The following is a 15,193-nucleotide window of genomic DNA, read 5'->3' on the forward strand; positions in this document are numbered from 1 at the left end:
GCGTCGGACGGCGGCCCGTACGGGGTCTCGACACGCACCTCGGTGACGTCGTCGAGCAGGGCGTACAGGCCCGACCCGCCGATGACGCCGAGTTCGGCGGTCGGGGTGCCGTCGGTGCGGGGCGGGTGGACGTCGGCCATGGCTCTCCCTCGGCTCTGGCGATCGGTCGCGGCCCCGCTCCCGGCCCGGTCCCGGACCAGACCGGGCGGGGCCGGTGGCTCGGGTGGGTCCGGTGGGGCGGGTCCGCGGTGCGCGGGTCCGGCGCGTGGGCGGACCGGTCCGGCCGCGCGCCGTGGGCACGCTCCCAACCTTACGAGCAGTCAGCTCGCCCGACGCACACCGGCGGTCGCGGTGCGCCGCCCACCGGCCGCCCGCACACCGCGTGATCGCGGCCCGCCCGGCGCACGGGGCCGCACGCTCGTCCGGTGCGCTCGTCCGGTGGGCTCGGCCGGTGCAATTGGCCGGTGTGCCCGTCCGTTCGCCGTCCTCGGTCCGGGGCGGCCGTCCGACGGGGGCGCCCGCGTAGAGTGGCGGTTTCGGTCGTCGGGTGCGGGTGGGCCACTGCGAGCGACCACGGCATGTGAACGGCTAGGGCAGGGGACGGTGCGATGAGCGGTCGGGTCGCGGTGCGGGTGGGTGGTGGGGTGGTGGGGGCGCACCGGCCGCTGGCTTGGCGGGTGCTGCCGCCCTCACCGGACGCGGCGGTGCTGGTGCTGCACGGCGGCAAGGAGTTCGGGGCGCAGCCGCCTCCGGTGCTGAACCTGCCGGGGTTGCGGATGCGACCGTTCGCGAAGGCGGTGCAGCGCGGGGCGGGGGTGGCGGACGGCCGGTCGGTGGCGGTGGGCACGGTGCGCTACCGCTGCCGCGGGTGGAACGGTGACCGGGCGGACGCGGCCCGTGACGCGGAGGCGGCGCTGTCCGACCTGGCCGAACAGTTGGGGCCGGTGCCGACGGTGCTGATCGGACACTCGATGGGCGGCCGGGCCGCGCTGCGGGCGGCGTCGCACCCGTGCGTGCTGGGCGTGGTGGCGCTGGCACCGTGGTGCCCCCGGGACGAGCCGACCGAGCACCTGCGGGGCCGCTCGGTGCTGATGCTGCACGGCGACCGGGACAAGATCACCCCGCCGGAGGACACCGACCTGTTCGCACTGCGGGCCCGGGGGCACGGCGCGCGGGTGGCCGGCTACCGGGTGCCGGGCAGCGGTCACACCCTGATGCGGCGGGCCGGCGACTGGCACCGCGGCACCGCCGCGCTGGCCCTGGCCCTGCTCGGCGTGGGCCCGCTGCCCGAGGAGGTCGACACCGCGCTGTCCCTGCACGGCCAGGATCCGGACGGCCTGCGCCTCCCGCTCGGTCGCCGCCGCTGAGCAGCCCGGCACGGCAACGGCACGGCACGGCAACGGTCCGGCACGGCACGGCAACGGTCCGGCACGGCACGGCAACGGCCCGGCACGGCAACGGCCCGGCACGGCTCCACTCGGCCCGGCCCCGGTCGTGCCCGGCGGGCGGTGCCCAGCGGGCGGTGTACGGCGGTCGGCGGGCGGGTGACCGTCCGGTGACAGGTGGTGCGGATCAGGCTTCCGGCTCGCCTCGGGCGGGTAGGGAGCGCACACTCCGGTGGAGGGAGACGTCCGCCAATCGACTGAGGGAGGACCCGCCCATGGGGATCAGCCTGACCACTGATCGGCTCGTCGTCCGGGACTGGACACCGGACGACGCCGAGGACGCGCTGGCCGTGTACGGCTCCACGGATGTCGCCCGCTGGCTGACGCCCGTGATGGACCAGGTCGTCGACGCCGAGGCGATGCGTTCGGTGCTGCACCGCTGGGAGCGGGAACAGGCCGAGTTGCTGCCGCCGCGCGGACGGTGGGCGGTGGAGCGCCGCGAGGACGGGAAGGTGATCGGCGGGCTGGGGATCCGCCCGCTGCCGCCCTACGACGAGGACCTGGAGATCACCTGGCAGCTCTCCCCGCAGTCCTGGGGCCAGGGCTACGCGACGGAGGCGGGCCTGGCGCTGCTGCACTGGGTGTTCACCCAGGACATCGAGGAGGTCTTCGCGGTGGCCCGGCCCAAGAACGACCGGGCGCACGCGGTGGCGAAGCGGCTGGGGATGCGCTGGGTCGGCGAGACCACCAAGTACTACGGCCTGAACCTCCAGGTGTACCGGATCCGCCCGGCCGACCTGCCCGGAGACCGTCCCTGATCCCCGCCCCTCCCCGCCTCTGATTCCGGTGCCACGCCCACCCCGCCCCTGCTCCCCCACACCTGCTTTCCGGTCCTGATCCCCCGGCGCTGATCCCCGGCGGCCCCTGCCCGGCCGGGGCCGACGACCCGTCTGCTCGCTCAGTCCGCCCGGTACAGGCGTGCGGCGAGTCCGGCGGGCAGCGGGTAGGGGCGTTCGGTGGGCAGCAGACGCCGGGCCAGATCGGTGCGGCCGGCCCGGACGTGCTCGGCGGCGCGGCGGACGCGCGGGATGAGGTCGGTCAGTGCGACGGTCCACTCTTCGGCGTACGCGCGGACGGTGTCGCGGCCGAGGCCGACCTGGATGCTGTAGTGGTTGAGCGCGGCACCGCGCAGCGAGCGCTCCGGGTCCCACTGGACGTGGACGGGGGCGGCGGCCAGTCGGTCCTGGTCACCGGTGGTCAACTCGGCGGCGGCGAGCGCCTGTTCCCAGCCCCGGCGGGTGATCCGCACGGCGAGGACGCGTTCCTGCCCGGGCTTGGCCGCCCAGTTGCTGCGGTGCAGCAGCCAGGGCAGCGAGGGCTTGATCCAGGTCATCCGCCGGAACGAGAAGGGTGCGACGAAGCGGCCCGCGCGCAGCGCCGCGTCGGCGATCGCCGGGTAGTACGCCTGGTGGACCACGAGGGTGGTGTCGTCGTGGTCCGCCCGGATCTCGTACCGCCCGGCGGAGCGCTGCTGGGCCATGCCCCGACCCTGCCAGTCCCCCCGCCGCTCCGGCCAGGTGTTTTCCGCCGCCCACCACCGCGCACCACCACCGCGCACCACCGCCCACCCCGGCCCCCGCCCCCGCCCCCGATCCCGATCCCGGCCCCGACCGGTACGGCGTCAGGGCTGCTCCTCGACCTGGCGGCGGGTGAGGGCGATGGTGAGCAGTCGGCCGTGCTGTTCGCCGAAGTGCGCGGCGGTGTCCACGTGCAGCACGTTGAGGTGGTGCAGGGCGGCGGCGCGGTCGCCGGCCCGCGCGGTCAGGCGGGCGGCGTCGAGGCGGGCCCGGAAGGTGACGAAGTGGTGCGGGCCGAGGGTGCGGGCGGCTTCGGCGGCGGTGTCCGCGAGCACGGTGACGGCGGTGGCGGGGTCGCCGTGCTCACCGAGGGCGAGGGCGGCGCGGATCCGGGCGGTGAGGGCCCCTTCGTCCGCTCCCCCCGTCCCGACCGCCCCCGCCGTCCCTGCCGCACCCACCGCACCCACCACCGCGCCGGTCGCCGGGGCCGGGTTCGGGGCGGCGGTGCGGGCGTTCCAGCGCGTCCGGGCCTCGCGGGCGCCGAGGGTGCGGACGTGGGAGGGGCCGAGGGCGCTCTCGCAGTCGCGGACGAGTTCCTCGAACGCGGCGGCGGCGCTCTCCGTGGCGCCCAGCTCGCCGAGGTGGTGGGCGAGGCCGGAGCGGGCGGTGAGGGTGAGTTCGTCCAGCGGTCCGCGCAACTGCGCGCAGTCCCGGACCAGTCGGTCGTACAGCCGGAGCGCCTGCCCGCCGTCGCCCGCCCCGGCGGTGGCGTACGCGTGGCCCTCCCGGGCGGAGAGGGTCTCCATGGCGGCCGGTCCGTGGGCGGCCTCGCACTCGGCGGCGAGCCGGGCGAACAGCGCGATCGCCCGGCCGCTGCGGGGTGCGGCGCTGTACGTCCAGTGGGCCTGCCAGTAGCGGGCCTCCAGGACGTCGGGGTGCCGTTCGCCGTGCTGCCCGGCGAGGCCGTCGGCGGCGATCTCGTACGCGGCCGAGGCGGAGTCGTACTGCCGGCCCTCGGCGAGCAGTTCGCCGAGTTGGGTGTGCACCCGGTGGTGGAGCGGGTCGGCGGGGGCGAGTGCGGCGCGGGCGCGTTCGCCGAGCAGCGCGGACATGCCGAGGGCGACGCCGAGGGCGCCGGAGCGGGCGGTGTGGTGGACGAGTGCGACGCGCTGGTGGAACACGGCGGGGGCGTCCGGGCCGAGGACCCTGGCGGTGTGTTCGGCCAGGTCGGTGAGGAGCGCGGCGGCCTGGGCGGGCTGTCCGGCTTCGCCGGTGCGGGTGGCGTGGGCGAGTCGCAGGTCGAGGGCGTCGGGGTGGTCGGGGCCGTACAGTTCGGCGGCGGCGGGGAGGAGGGCGGCGAGGGCGCCACGGCCCGGGGCGGGCGGGAGTTGCTCGGCGGCGGCGCGGCGGGCGATCAGGTCGAGCACCTCGGGGTGCCGGGCGATCAGCGGGTGCGGGCGGACGGCTCCGGCGCCCCGGGGCGCGCCCCGGTCCTGTTCGTGCCGGGCGACCAGGGCGAGGCCGGCGGGCGGCAGCCAGGGCGCGGCCGGGTCGGGGTCGAGCAGGGTGATGAGTTGGCGGGGTGTCGGGCGCAGGGCCGGGTCGGGGTCGAGGCAGCGGGCGACGGCGGGCAGCAGCGGCGCGGGGACGTCGGTGAGGTCGGGCCGTCCGTCGACGGTGCGCTGCAGCACGGGCCAGATGTCCTCGGGTCCGCCGTTGCCGGTCCAGGGGTGGCGGCCCTGGGCCGCCGCGGCGAGGACGGCACCGAGGGCGAACACGTCGCTGGGCGGGCCGACTTCGGCGGGCCGTGCGATCTGCTCGGGCGACATGTAGCCGGGGGTGCCGGTGACACCGTCCATGGTGAGGGTCTGGCCGGGGGCGCGCGAGATGCCGAAGTCGATCACCTTCGGGCCGTGCGCGGTGACCAGCACATTGTCCGGTTTGACGTCGCGGTGGACCAGCCCGGCGGCGTGCACGGCGGCGAGTGCCTCGGCGATGCCCGCGCCCAGGCGGCGCACCGAGGGGACGGGCAGCGGCCCGGTGGCGCGCAGCAGTTCGGCCAGGCTCGGCGCGGGGACGTACGCGATCGCCAGCCAGGGGCGTTCGGCGTCCAGGTCGGCGTCCAGCACGGGCGCGGTCCACGCGCCGCCGACCCGCCGGGCGGCCCGGGCCTCCCGGGCGAAGCGGCGGCGGGCCGCGTCGTCGCGGGCGTACTCGGGGTGCATCACCTTGACGGCCACCAGCACCCCGCCGGCGGTGCGGCACAGGTGGACCTGCCCCATGCCGCCCGCCCCGAGTTCCCGCAGCACCCGGTACGGCCCGATCTCCCGCATGTCCGAACCCCTTCCCCCGTCGTCGCTGTCAGGACGACGGGAGGGCGGGCCGGGGTTCCCGGCCTGGGGTTACTTCTCGGCGGGCAGCTCGTACACGTGGCCGGGGGTGGCGATCGAGGTGACCGCCTCGGCGAACAGGGTGGAGGGTTCGTTGCCCTCGTGGATGATGTCGGTGTTCAGCAGGATCACCAGGGTCGCGTCCTGCTCGGGCAGGTGGAGGGTGACGCTCTCGTAGCCGGGCAGTGAGCCGTTGTGGCCGACCCAGCCGCCGATCCGGAACAGGCCGAGCCCGTAGCCGGCGCCGTCGCCGAAGCCCGGGACGGGCAGGAACTTCTCGCGTTCGGCCTGGGTGACGGGGCTGAGCAGGGCGCCGGTGGCCAGGGTCTTCGCCCAGTGGCGCAGGTCGTGCAGGTCGGAGATCATCGCGCCGGCCGCCCAGCTCCAGGACGGGTTCCAGTGGGTGGCGTCGGCGACGGAGCCGTCCGGGGTCTGGTCGGTGTAGCCGTGCGCGTAGGGGCGGGGCAGTTCGGCGGCGCGCGGGAAGAGGGTGCGGTTCAGGTGGGCGGGCTCGGTGACGTTGCGGTGGATGAAGTCGCGCAGCGGCATCCGGCCGAGCTTCTCGACCAGCAGGCCGAGCAGGACGGCGTTGGTGTTCGAGTACTGGTAGTCGGTGCCGGGCGGGAACACGTTGTCGTGCTTGAACGCGTACGAGAGCAACTCCTGCGGGGTGAAGGGCCGTTCGGGGTCGCTGAGCAGGGCGTGCACGAAGTCGTCGTCGAAGGTGTAGGAGTACAGCCCGCTGCGCATCTCGGCGAGCTGGCGGATCGTGACGTGCTCGCCGTCGGGGACGCCGTCGAGGTACTCGCCGATCGGGTCGTCGAGGCCGACCAGTCCCCGGTCGACGAGTTCGAGCACGGCGGTGACGGTGAAGGTCTTGGTCTCGCTGCCGATCCGCAGGTTCAGGTCGGGCGTCATCGGCTGTCCGGTGGCCTTGTCGGCGACGCCGTCCGCGTGGACGTACGTGCCGCGGCCGGGCATCCACAGTCCGACGATCACACCGGGCGTGCCGGTCCGTTCGCGCACGTCGGTGATCGCCGCGTCCAGCCGGGCCGCGAGGGCCGGGTCGAGCGGGCAGTCCTCGTCCGCCAGTTGGTGCACCGGGCGGAGCGCGGGTTGTACGGCGGGGCGGGCGAACGGGGCGCCGGAGTCGGCGGCGGCCGGGGCGGCGGGGAGGAGGGCGGTCAGGGCGAGCAGCGCGACGGCGAGTCGCCGGGCGCGGGGACGGCGCATGACGGGCATCTCTTCCGGGAGGGGGGTGGGCCTGTTCCGCACAGGTCACCACCCGGACGCCCCCGCCGCGCCCCGCCCGCCCGCCGCGCCCCGCGATTCCACCCGTGCGGCGGCCGGGCCTGCCGACGGGGCGTCAGCGGGCCGGGCGGACGGGGTGCTTGCTCAGGATCGACACCCGGTTGAACGCGTTGATGGTGATCGCCACCCAGATGACCGCCGAGATCTGCCCGTCGTCGAACACCTGCCTGGCCTGCGCGTACGCGGCCTCCTGCGCGGCCGCGTCGGCGGGGTGGGTGGTCGCCTCGGCGAGCGCGAGGGCGGCGCGCTCGCGGGCGTCGAACACGGCGGCGTCCCGCCACGCGGCCAGCACGCCGAGCCGCTGCACGCCCTCGCCCTCCTTGAGCGCGGCCTTGGTGTGCACGTCCAGGCAGTAGGCGCAGCCGTTGAGTTGCGAGACGCGCAGGTTGACCAGTTCGACCAGGCGGCGGTCGAGCCCGGCCTCGGCGGCGGCCTGCCGGACGGCCTCGGCGGTGCCCAGCATGGCGCGGAACGCCTGCGGGGTCTGCTTGTCGACGTAGACCCGACCCGTCGGGGCCGCCACCTCGGTCACCTCGGTCACCTGGACTCTCCTCCACTGCTCCACCGCGCACCGGTGTTTGTCGGATGCTCGGTTCCATGATAGTTGAAGATGAAACGATTTGCCGGACGTGCTCGCCGATCCGCGGCGGCACGGGAGGGAGCACCCGATGAGCAGCACCACCGAGAACGGCGCGGCCGAAGTCCTGCCCCCGCGCGACGTCCCGCTCGGCGGCCCGCGCGCGATGACCGTCCGGCGCACCCTCCCGCAGCGCGAACGCACCCTGATCGGCGCCTGGTGCTTCATCGACCACTACGGCCCCGACGACGTCGCCACCACCGGCGGCATGGACGTCGCCCCGCACCCGCACATCGGCCTGCAGACCGTCAGTTGGCTGTTCAGCGGCGAGATCGAGCACCGCGACAGCCTCGGCGTGCACGCCTTCGTCCGGCCCGGCGAACTCAACCTGATGACGGCCGGCCGGGGCATCGCGCACTCCGAGACCTCCACCGCCGCCACCACCGTCCTGCACGGCGTCCAGCTCTGGGTCGCCCTCCCCGACGCCCACCGGCACACCGCCCGCGACTTCCACCACCACGTCCCCGCCCCCGTCCCGCTCCCCGGCGGCGGCCAGGCCCGGGTCTTCCTCGGCACCCTGGCCGGCGACACCTCCCCCGTCCCCACCTTCACCCCCCTCCTCGGCGCCGAACTCACCCTCCCCGCCGGCGCCACCGCCACCCTGGACGTCGACCCCGCCTTCGAACACGGCCTCCTCGTCGACCAGGGCGACGTCCTCTTCGCCGGCACCCCCCTGCACCCCGCCGACCTCGGGCACCTCCCGCCCGGCCGCAGCACCCTCACCCTCACCAACACCTCCACCACCCCGGCCCGCCTGATCCTGCTCGGCGGCCCGCCCTTCGGCGAGTCCATCGTCATGTGGTGGAACTTCATCGGCCGCACCGGCGAGGAGATCGCACAAGCACGGCTCGACTGGGAGAGGGGCGAACGGTTCGGCGAAGTCCACGGCTACCCGGGCGACCGCCTGCCCGCACCGGAGCTGCCGAACGTGGCCCTCAAGGCGCGCGGAAACCGGCACTGACCTGCGGTAACCCACGGCCGGGGCGGTCGCGTCCACCGGAGCGAGACCGGTGCTCCACGACCGCCTCCGGCAAGGGATCCCGCACTGGCGAACGTTGTCGGCAAGGGTCTCGACGGCAGTCGCAGTCGACCTACTGAACCTGAAAGAGTGATGTCGGGGCTGTTGCCTGACGGCCACCGGTCTCCTCCGGTAGCTCTGTTGGCGTGAGGTACGCGCAGGATGGCGGGCTGACCGACACCGAGAGGGCCGCGCGGGAGCGGATCCGGTTGCGGGCCGTGGAACGCTTCGAGTCGGGGCAGAAGAACAGGGAGATCGCCGCCGCGTTGCGGGTGAGCGAGCGGTCGGTCGAGCGGTAGCGGCGGGCCTGGCGCGAGCGCGGAGAGACCGGCGTCCAGTCGAAGGGACCACCGGGGCGCCCGAGGCTCGGCCCTGGCCAGCTCGCCAGGCTGGAAAGGGAGTTGGGGAGCGGGCCGCTCGCCCATGGGTGGGCGGACCAGCGGTGGACGCTCGCGCGGATCAAGACGCTGATCGGCCGGCTGTTTCACGTCTCGTACACGGTCGAGGGCACGTGGCAGTTGCTCAAGCGGCTCGGCTGGTCGTGGCAGCAGCCGGCCCGTCGCGCGATCGAGCGCGAAGACAGTGCTGTCGAGGTGTGGCGGGAGGAGACCTGGCCGCGGGTAAGGGAATCGCGGCGGAGCGCAACGCGTGGCTGGTCTTCGAGGACGAAGCCGGGCAGTCGATGACTCCGCCGCGTGCCAGGACCTGGGGCCGGATCGGCCGTACCCCGGTCGTGCGGGTACGGGCCCGGGGCTCCGGACGGCTGTCGATGGCGGGGAAGACCTGCTTCAAACCGGGCGAGCGGTCCCGGCTGATCTACGCGGTGCGCGAGTACCGGGGCCGCAAGAACGAGCCGAAGGGCTTCGGCTGGCGGGACTTCCGCGACCTGATCGTCCGTGCCCGGATCCAGCTCGGCGGTCCGATCGTCCTGGTCTGGGACAACCTCCGCCTCCACCTGACAGTAGGGATGCGGGAGTTCATCGCCGCGAATGCCGACTGGCTCACGGTGTTCCAGCTGCCGACCTACGCCCCCGACCTCAATCCGACCGAGGGCGTCTGGTCCCTGGTCAAGCGCGACATCGGAAACCTCGCCGCCGCCGACCTCGGCCAGATCACACGGGCCGTGAAGCGCAGACTCAAGCGCATCCAGTACCGCCCGGACCTGGTCGACGGATGCCTCCTCGGCACCGGGCTCATCCTCGACGGCTGACCGACATCACGCTTTCAACTGCAGTAGTTGTTCCGGGCCGGTTCGTCGGGGTCGGCAGCCAGGGTGGGTGCGAGGGTGGCGGCGATCGCGGCGAGGTCCGCCTCGCGGTTTCGGCGGCGTAGCCGGCCCTGGTTGTTGGCGTCGAGGTCGCTGGGGCGGATGATCGCGAGGCGCAGTCCGTGGGCGGGGATCTCGGTGTCGCGGCGGGTGTCGTACAGCGCCCGCTGTTCGCCGCGGTGGACGCCGCTGATCGTCAGTTTCTCGGGCTTGTCGAAGAACGTGACCGGCTGGTCGTGCTGGCGCTCGCGGTACTCGACGACCAGTTCCAGGCCGGGCCAGTATCCGTCGACGGGCAGCGTCGCCCGTCGTCCGCCGGCGCCGGGGTCGCCGCGCAACCAGTCGAAGCGGTGCTCGCGCAGGCCGCTCTCACCGAGGTACTCGTCGCACAGGTCGAGGACGTACGCCTCGTCCCGGTCAGCTTTTGTGCCCATGACACGGCATCTTGCCAGCCGAACCGTCCGGACCGGGCCCGGTTCTGCATCCCTGCCCGATGCCCGGGGTGGGGCAGGCCGGTTGTCCCGCCCGGCCTGGCGTCCAGGGCGGAACCGGTGTCTCCCTGCGCCCGTGACAGGGGACCGCAAGGCCCCGGGGAGGCCGGTTCCGGGTCAGCCGGCGATGGTGAGCAGGGTGCGGCGGCGGCGGGCGCCGCGGGCGTCGCGGGTGGCGAGGCGCTTCTTGTAGTTGGTGATGAAGTGGTCGTCGTCGAGGCGGTCGTCGGGGTCCATGGCTTCGATGGCGTCCCATGCGTCGGCGGGGGTGCGGTAGCCGGAGATCATGGGGTTGAACTGGTAGCTCTTGTAGCCGCCGTCGGGCCGGTACACCAGGCGCGCGGCGTTCAGGGCGGCGAGGGCCACGATCGCGCTGGAGCGGCTGATCTTGAGCTTCTCCGCCAGTTTCGCCTGCTGGAAGACGCAGCGGCCGCCGGCCTCCTGCTGCTCCATGAGCATCCACAGCACGCGGTTGGCCTGCCCGGGCAGGTCGAGCTCGGCCACAACACCCAGCAGGTCCACCGGCGTGTACAGCACATCGGCAGCCATGATCATCCCTTCCCGTCGGGTTCTATGGCCTCGTCGCCGAACAGCATCCCAGCCTGCACCACCGCAGCGGCAGCCCGCCCGCGCTCCCGTGCCCGCTCCCGGCGCAGCTGCGCCCGCTCTTCGCGGTAGCTTTCCGGTGACGCAACGGCGAGGGCACCCGAGTGCCAACAGGGGGCGAACACGCGATGGTTTCCGCGCAGATACTGGTGGGCGGCGACGGTTCCGAGACGGTACTCGAAGAAGACGCTCTCCAGCACGTCGACCCCTGCGCCCGCACCGACATCCCGCTCGTGGTGGTCCAGGAGGCCAGGACCGACGGTGGGCACCACGTCGAGATCGTGCTCACCGATGGTGCCGTGCACCGTGTGGACGGCGGCAACCCGACGGCCGCCGCCGCCTTCCTGACCGCGCTGACCGCAGCCCTCCCCGAGCGGCGCGATCCCGCGGGCAGCGCTCGCGTCACGGTCGCCCCGCAGGCGCCGGCGGCGGAGCTGGAAAAGACGAAGCGGAAGCCGCTCGACCGGCCGCGCGCGATCGCGCTTGCCGTCCTCCTCGCCTACGTCGGCAACACGATCGGCGTCGGCGTCGTGTGCGGGGCCTTGGCGATCGTCCTCCCGCTCGTCGCGGTGATCCCGCTCATACTCGGAGCGAGCCTGCAGTTCAACGCCGTGCACCTGACGCGGGCGCATCTCGCGTTGAGGCGGCGCGGGATCACCGTGCCGGCCCATTTCAAATCCAGGGGGAAGGACGGGGCGTTCTGGTACGCGTACACCAGCGCCGATGGCGCCCAGCACCTGGCCAGGGGCAACAACCTGGGCCCGGTGACCCGCGTCGTCTACGACCCCGCGGACCCCGGGGAGCACTCCTTCGAACTGTCGGCCAAGAGCACCGCGCTCACCTCCGGCTTCCTCACCCTCTTCGGGTTGCCCCTTCTGGTCGGCGGCGTCGCCCTCACCGTGCTCCCGTTCTTCCTGGACTGACGGGGCCCGGGGCGGGCAGCGGACCACCCGGCACGAACTCCCTACCCGGCAGATCACGGTGGCCTGGCCGCCGTGGCCGTCCGGCCCGCCCGGCGTCGCTGGCGAGCAGCTGTGGCCGGTGTGGCCGCCGGGCCGCCGGTGCCTGAGCCGACTGTGCCCGCCGCGGCCACCGGCCCCCGGTGGCCGCCGCGTCGCCGTCCTCGGGCGCGGGAGATCCGTCGATTTCCCGCGCCCGAGCGGCTCGTCGCCACTGCTCCGGCACGGTGGGTGCCTGGGGCGAAGCCCCTGGGGCTCCGGGACTCGGTCGTGTCGGGCCCCGTTCCCGTCAGGGGCTTCGCTTTTGTCCGTGGACGGGTCACGTGTTGTCCGGTTCCGTCGCGGACACCCGGGTCATCCGTCTTTGCGGAGGATTTCCCGCCAGGCGGTCCTCAGAAGCCCAGTTTCCAGTCCTGGTAGTTCGAGCTGCAGAAATTCGGGGGGAGCAGCGGGGCCGGTTGCCAATCCGTATAGGACAGGTAGGGATGCATGCTTGTCGTGTCGGTCGGCGTATTGGCGTCGAGGCACCGCTGGGTGATCCCGGGATTCCACGCGAAGCGCCACGCGGTCCAGTTGTCGTTCGTCGGGAAGAGCAGCCAAGCCCGGAGGGCGTCCAACGAGCCGGATGTCCAGACCCCCGGCTGCCAGCTGCCGCAGGTGTCGCAATGGGGTTCGAGGAACCGGCCGGTCTGCACGTTCTGGATCCATACCGTGGCCCACTCGTCTTTGGGGTGGTTCTGAATGATGATGTTCCACTGCTGGTACCGACTCCCGTTGCACGGGATGGTGTAGACCTCGCCGTTGTCGTTGCTGTCCAGGCATCGGCCCTGTGCCCAGCTGCGGACGATCCCGGTGTACCAGACAGGACTGGGCCCCTCGGTGGCCTGGGCGGGGGCCGCGGCGACGCCGGCCGTGGCCATGACGGCGGCCAGGGCCGTCAGCGCGGCAGCCAGGCGGGCAACCACCCGGCGGCGCCAGCTTGGCGCCATTCGTATCCGATTGAACATTGCTGCTCCTTCCGTGACCGGGTTGCGGCCCGAGCCGGACCGGTAACGTGCCCCTATGGTTTTCGTCAAGCCGCGGTGACGGCCGGGGGTTCGTAGAGGGTTCCGTCTCGGAGCATGGCGAAGAGCACGTCGATGCGTCGGCGGGCCAGGCAGACGAGGGCGGCGACGTGGTGCTTGCCCTCGCGGCGTTTGCGGTCGTAGTAGGCGCGTGACTCGGGTTGGGAGAGCGACGCGAACGCGGCGAGGTAGAAGGCTCGTTTGAGCTGTTTGTTGCCTCGGCGGGATGGGTGTTCGCCGCGGATGGAGGAGCCGGAGGCGCGGGTGACGGGCGCCAGGCCGGCGTAGGCGGCCAAGTGGCCGGCGCTCGGGAAGGCCTTCGCGTCACCGACGTCGACGAGGATCCGGGCGGCGGTCCTGACCCCGATGCCCGGCATCGAGATCAGGACCGGGGAAAGAGGGTGGGCCTCCAGCAGGTCCTCGATCCTCGTGGCGAGGAGTTTTCGCTGGTCGAGGACCGCGGCCAGCGAGGTGGCGAGGCTGGGGACGATCAAGGCTGCGGCCTCGGTGCCGGGGACGACGACGCTCTGCTCGTCCAGGGCGGTGAAGATGTCCTCGACGAGGCGCTCGGCCACCCGCGGAGCCCTGGGCCGCAGCAGCGTGATCAGTCGCCGTCGGCCGGCCTTCCTCAACTGGGTTGGGGAGCCGTGGTGTTCGAGCAGGGAGAGGACGGCCGGGTGATCCAGGCGGGGACCCAGGACGCGTTCCAGTGACGGGTGGATCTGGGTGAGCAGGCCCCGCAGCCGGTTCTTGATCCTCGTCGACTCGCCCGCGAGGTCGTCGTCGAAGCCGGCGATCATCTCGAGCTCGGCGACGGTCTCGTCGGCCGGCACCAGGTCGCGCAGGGTGTGCGGCATGGTGCGGGCGGCGTCCGCGATGACGTGCGCGTCGCGGGCGTCGGTCTTCGCCTCGCCTGGATAGAGATCGGCGATCCGGCGCATGGTCAGGCCGGGCAGGTAGGCGGTGCGGCAGCCGGTGTCGCGGGCGACGGCCAGTGGCAGGGCGCCGACGGTGGCCGGCTGGTCCACCACCAGCACCGTCCCGTGCTTGGCCTGCAGTTTCGTGAACAGCTCACGGAGCCTGGGCTCGTTGTTGGGCAGTGCCTTGTCGAAGGCCTTCTTGCCGGCCGGTGTGAGCGCGGTTGCGTGGTGCTCGCCCTTGCCGACGTCCAGGCCGAGATAGAGATCTATGCCGTCGGTGCTGGTCATCTGCCCCTCCCCAGGTCTCGCTCTCCCCGGCCCTGCGGCATCGGCGTGCCGGCATCCACGTTACGGAGAGCCTGCCTCACCCGGGTGTGGGATCGGCGCTCAAACCCCTCATCAGCGGTCTGCCAACGCCTCCGAACCCGGTGACACCACTTTTTCGATCATGATCGACAAGGGGCACACAGTCATGCCGGGACCGGAGGCCGGGAACCCCGTTGCGGGGCCGTGAAGACGGTAACGGGATCTGCAGCGCGAACCTCCCGGCGGGATCGACACCGAGCCGGACGACCAGGTGACCACCCGTTACGGTCACCGGCTCGCCCCGCCGGGTCAGGGGTTGTAGTAGCCGGTCACGTAGGTGCGGTCGAAGCGACCGGCCTCCAGGTCCGCCCGCTGGATGACCCACTGCATTTGCGTGCCTTCCCGGTCTGCGACATCCGCGTCCCAGTGAACCAGCGCAACCCAGTCCTCGGGGTCGCCCGACACCGGCTCACCGCCACCCCACCGCCCTTGCTCGGCCTGCTGCACAGCGCAGCTCACGATCTCCTCCAGCGGGTCCGGGTACGCCGCGTAGCCGCCGAGCTGCAGATGCCGTTTCCTGCCCGCGACGTCCCACCAGACAGCCTGGAGCCCGTCCTGGTGCGGGAAACCGGGAGGTGCCTGGCCCGGCAGGTCCGGTTCGGCCGTGACTCTCAACTCGCCCTGCGGGAAGTCGTCGAAGTTCTCCCGGAACTCGCCGACGTAGTTGACCCCGTAGGCCGTCCAGGTATATCTGTCGCGCTCTGTCACCGGAGTGCCGGCCGGGACATAGACGGCATGGCCGCGATTGTCGCCGTCCCACAGCTCCCAGATCTCGGCGAAGAGCAGCAGGCGTCCGTCCGGCGGCAGAGGAAGGTCCGTCGAGCCCTTCGGCAACGCGGCGAAGTCGATGTACCCGACGTACGGGTGCCTGGGGTCCGGGACGTCGGCGGGCAGCAGCAGTGGCCCGCCGAACCTCCCCGCGACCGGCCCCTCTCCGTCCAACCGGAGGATCGCGCAAGGCCGGGCGTGGCCGATCCACCGGTCCACCTCCTCCGCCGGTATTGGGTCCACGCTGTGGAACACGCTGCCCACCTCAACGGCCCTCGTACGAAAAGGAATCAACGCTTCACGAAGCTCATCTGTCACACCGGCAAAGGTAGTCGCCGCCACCGACGACCTGCCCGGGCTGCCCGAGGCAACTCGTAGCGGTGGCATCCTTGATCATCGTGAGTTGTGTGCACTGACGATGAGACAGTGGCGGC

Annotated in this window: 13 protein-coding genes and 2 pseudogenes; 5 read left to right on the forward strand and 10 right to left on the reverse strand. The window is 73.0% G+C overall.

Annotated features, from left to right (window positions below):
- Positions 1-140 (reverse strand): annotated as a pseudogene (locus OO48_RS37630) (5'-methylthioadenosine phosphorylase); the annotation flags it as partial.
- Positions 141-608: 468 nt separating this feature from the next.
- On the opposite strand from OO48_RS37630, the gene OO48_RS25900 reads away from it, so the two are divergent.
- The gene (locus tag OO48_RS25900; RefSeq protein ID WP_033220447.1) at positions 609-1,367 is read left to right on the forward strand and encodes an alpha/beta hydrolase; all 759 of its coding nucleotides are present in this window, start codon (positions 609-611) and stop codon (positions 1,365-1,367) included.
- A 293-nt stretch (positions 1,368-1,660) separates the two neighbouring features.
- Positions 1,661-2,203 (forward strand): GNAT family N-acetyltransferase, encoded by a 543-nt coding sequence (locus OO48_RS25905; protein ID WP_033220449.1) that lies wholly within the window; start codon positions 1,661-1,663, stop codon positions 2,201-2,203.
- A gap of 140 nt (positions 2,204-2,343) precedes the next feature.
- Here OO48_RS25905 and OO48_RS25910 read toward each other — a convergent pair whose 3' ends face one another.
- The 4 genes from OO48_RS25910 to OO48_RS25925 form a co-directional block, all read right to left on the reverse strand.
- Positions 2,344-2,925 carry a DUF4291 domain-containing protein gene (locus tag OO48_RS25910; RefSeq protein ID WP_033220451.1) on the reverse strand — a complete coding sequence of 194 codons (582 nt, stop codon included), beginning with the start codon at positions 2,923-2,925 and terminating at the stop codon, positions 2,344-2,346.
- A gap of 141 nt (positions 2,926-3,066) precedes the next feature.
- On the reverse strand, positions 3,067-5,295 hold the full coding sequence (locus OO48_RS39350) for a serine/threonine-protein kinase (protein WP_051732797.1): 2,229 nt from the start codon (positions 5,293-5,295) through the stop codon (positions 3,067-3,069).
- A 69-nt stretch (positions 5,296-5,364) separates the two neighbouring features.
- A complete protein-coding gene (locus OO48_RS25920) occupies positions 5,365-6,585 on the reverse strand; it encodes a serine hydrolase domain-containing protein (RefSeq protein WP_033220495.1) in 1,221 nt (406 codons plus the stop codon).
- Positions 6,586-6,718: 133 nt separating this feature from the next.
- Positions 6,719-7,204, reverse strand: a complete 486-nt coding sequence (locus OO48_RS25925; RefSeq protein WP_081952378.1) for a carboxymuconolactone decarboxylase family protein — start codon at positions 7,202-7,204, stop codon at positions 6,719-6,721.
- Positions 7,205-7,331: 127 nt separating this feature from the next.
- On the opposite strand from OO48_RS25925, the gene OO48_RS25930 reads away from it, so the two are divergent.
- Entirely contained in the window at positions 7,332-8,261 is a 930-nt protein-coding gene (locus OO48_RS25930; protein ID WP_033220455.1) for a pirin family protein, read from the forward strand.
- 203 nt (positions 8,262-8,464) lie between these two features.
- Positions 8,465-9,528, forward strand: a pseudogene (locus OO48_RS41250) (IS630 family transposase).
- A 14-nt stretch (positions 9,529-9,542) separates the two neighbouring features.
- Here the strand turns inward: OO48_RS41250 and OO48_RS25945 are convergent.
- Positions 9,543-10,019 (reverse strand): hypothetical protein, encoded by a 477-nt coding sequence (locus OO48_RS25945; RefSeq protein WP_051732801.1) that lies wholly within the window; start codon positions 10,017-10,019, stop codon positions 9,543-9,545.
- Positions 10,020-10,193: 174 nt separating this feature from the next.
- Positions 10,194-10,625: a helix-turn-helix domain-containing protein gene (locus OO48_RS25950; RefSeq protein ID WP_051732803.1), complete on the reverse strand. Its 432-nt coding sequence runs from the start codon at positions 10,623-10,625 to the stop codon at positions 10,194-10,196.
- A gap of 185 nt (positions 10,626-10,810) precedes the next feature.
- On the opposite strand from OO48_RS25950, the gene OO48_RS25960 reads away from it, so the two are divergent.
- Complete coding sequence (locus tag OO48_RS25960; RefSeq protein WP_033220459.1) at positions 10,811-11,605, forward strand: hypothetical protein; 795 nt, start codon at positions 10,811-10,813, stop codon at positions 11,603-11,605.
- A 428-nt stretch (positions 11,606-12,033) separates the two neighbouring features.
- Here the strand turns inward: OO48_RS25960 and OO48_RS25965 are convergent, their stop codons facing one another.
- From OO48_RS25965 to OO48_RS25975, 3 genes are all read right to left on the reverse strand, one after another.
- Positions 12,034-12,648, reverse strand: coding sequence for a hypothetical protein (locus OO48_RS25965; protein WP_157845538.1), 615 nt, complete (start codon positions 12,646-12,648; stop codon positions 12,034-12,036).
- A gap of 65 nt (positions 12,649-12,713) precedes the next feature.
- On the reverse strand, positions 12,714-13,913 hold the full coding sequence (locus OO48_RS25970) for an IS110 family RNA-guided transposase (RefSeq protein ID WP_033220463.1): 1,200 nt from the start codon (positions 13,911-13,913) through the stop codon (positions 12,714-12,716).
- A 327-nt stretch (positions 13,914-14,240) separates the two neighbouring features.
- Complete coding sequence (locus OO48_RS25975; protein ID WP_033220500.1) at positions 14,241-15,077, reverse strand: YwqG family protein; 837 nt, start codon at positions 15,075-15,077, stop codon at positions 14,241-14,243.
- Between the last annotated feature and the right edge of the window lie 116 nt (positions 15,078-15,193).

Origin of the sequence: Kitasatospora phosalacinea (assembly GCF_000716545.1) — a bacterium.
Classification (GTDB): Bacteria; Actinomycetota; Actinomycetes; order Streptomycetales; family Streptomycetaceae; genus Kitasatospora; species Kitasatospora phosalacinea.

What these genes read in the sequence shown, in the direction of transcription:
- OO48_RS25900 (WP_033220447.1), top strand. Translation starts at nt 609, where the DNA reads ATGAGCGGTCGGGTCGCGGTGCGGGTGGGTGGTGGGGTGGTGGGGGCG.
- OO48_RS25905 (WP_033220449.1), top strand. Translation starts at nt 1,661, where the DNA reads ATGGGGATCAGCCTGACCACTGATCGGCTCGTCGTCCGGGACTGGACA.
- OO48_RS25910 (WP_033220451.1), bottom strand. Translation starts at nt 2,925, where the DNA reads ATGGCCCAGCAGCGCTCCGCCGGGCGGTACGAGATCCGGGCGGACCAC.
- OO48_RS39350 (WP_051732797.1), bottom strand. Translation starts at nt 5,295, where the DNA reads ATGCGGGAGATCGGGCCGTACCGGGTGCTGCGGGAACTCGGGGCGGGC.
- OO48_RS25920 (WP_033220495.1), bottom strand. Translation starts at nt 6,585, where the DNA reads ATGCGCCGTCCCCGCGCCCGGCGACTCGCCGTCGCGCTGCTCGCCCTG.
- OO48_RS25930 (WP_033220455.1), top strand. Translation starts at nt 7,332, where the DNA reads ATGAGCAGCACCACCGAGAACGGCGCGGCCGAAGTCCTGCCCCCGCGC.
- OO48_RS25945 (WP_051732801.1), bottom strand. Translation starts at nt 10,019, where the DNA reads ATGGGCACAAAAGCTGACCGGGACGAGGCGTACGTCCTCGACCTGTGC.
- OO48_RS25950 (WP_051732803.1), bottom strand. Translation starts at nt 10,625, where the DNA reads ATGGCTGCCGATGTGCTGTACACGCCGGTGGACCTGCTGGGTGTTGTG.
- OO48_RS25960 (WP_033220459.1), top strand. Translation starts at nt 10,811, where the DNA reads ATGGTTTCCGCGCAGATACTGGTGGGCGGCGACGGTTCCGAGACGGTA.
- OO48_RS25965 (WP_157845538.1), bottom strand. Translation starts at nt 12,648, where the DNA reads ATGTTCAATCGGATACGAATGGCGCCAAGCTGGCGCCGCCGGGTGGTT.
- OO48_RS25970 (WP_033220463.1), bottom strand. Translation starts at nt 13,913, where the DNA reads ATGACCAGCACCGACGGCATAGATCTCTATCTCGGCCTGGACGTCGGC.